The following is a 726-nucleotide window of genomic DNA, read 5'->3' as shown; positions in this document are numbered from 1 at the left end:
ATGCAATCCTCCAAACACATTATTCCCCTAGCTCTTAGCCTCCTGCCCTTGGGCTACACCACCACCCTCCAAGCCCAAAGCATCACCCCCGCCCCCGATGGAGTCAGCACCCTCATCCACCACAACGGCAACACCTACCACATCCAAGGCGGCACCCAGGCCGGAGCCAACCTCTTCCACTCCTTCCAAGAATTTGGCTTAACCCCCAACGAAATCGCCAACTTCCTCAGTCAGCCCGACATCCAAAACGTTGTCGGGCGTGTTGTTGGGGGTAATCCCAGCATCATTCAAGGCTTAATTCAACTCACAGGCGGCAACAGTAACCTTTACCTCATGAATCCAGCCGGGTGGGTCTTTACCCAAGGCGCTAGTTTAGATATCCCCGGTAGTTTTGGCGTAACTACTGCCAACCGGATGGGCTTTCATGACAGCTACTTCAACAGCCTAGGAAACAACGACTTCACCACCCTAACCGGAAACCCCACCCAGTTAATTTTCGACAGTAGCCAACCCGGAACAATCCTCAACGCCGCCGATTTAAGCTTACAAAACGGCAGCTTGTGGATGGTCGGGGGTTCAATCATCAACACCGGAACAATGGAAACCCCCAACGGCACAATTACCCTAGCCGCCATCCCCGGACAAAGCCAAGTCAAGCTAACCCACGAAGGGATGAAATTAGGATTAGTCCTAGAAGCCTTACCCAGTGATAGTGTTAACCCTAAT

Annotated in this window: 1 protein-coding gene; it reads left to right on the top strand. The window is 52.6% G+C overall.

Annotation, left to right across the window (positions count from 1 at the left end; genetic code table 11):
• Positions 1-726, top strand: a 726-nt coding sequence (locus tag K4A83_RS22760; RefSeq protein WP_265267010.1) for a filamentous hemagglutinin N-terminal domain-containing protein, incomplete at both ends; no start/stop codon positions are given.

Source organism: Spirulina subsalsa FACHB-351, from assembly GCF_026130165.1.
Classification (GTDB): domain Bacteria; phylum Cyanobacteriota; class Cyanobacteriia; order Cyanobacteriales; family Spirulinaceae; genus Spirulina_A; species Spirulina_A subsalsa_A.
Note: the sequence above shows the minus strand (reverse complement) of the source record. Positions and strands in the feature narration are given on the sequence as shown.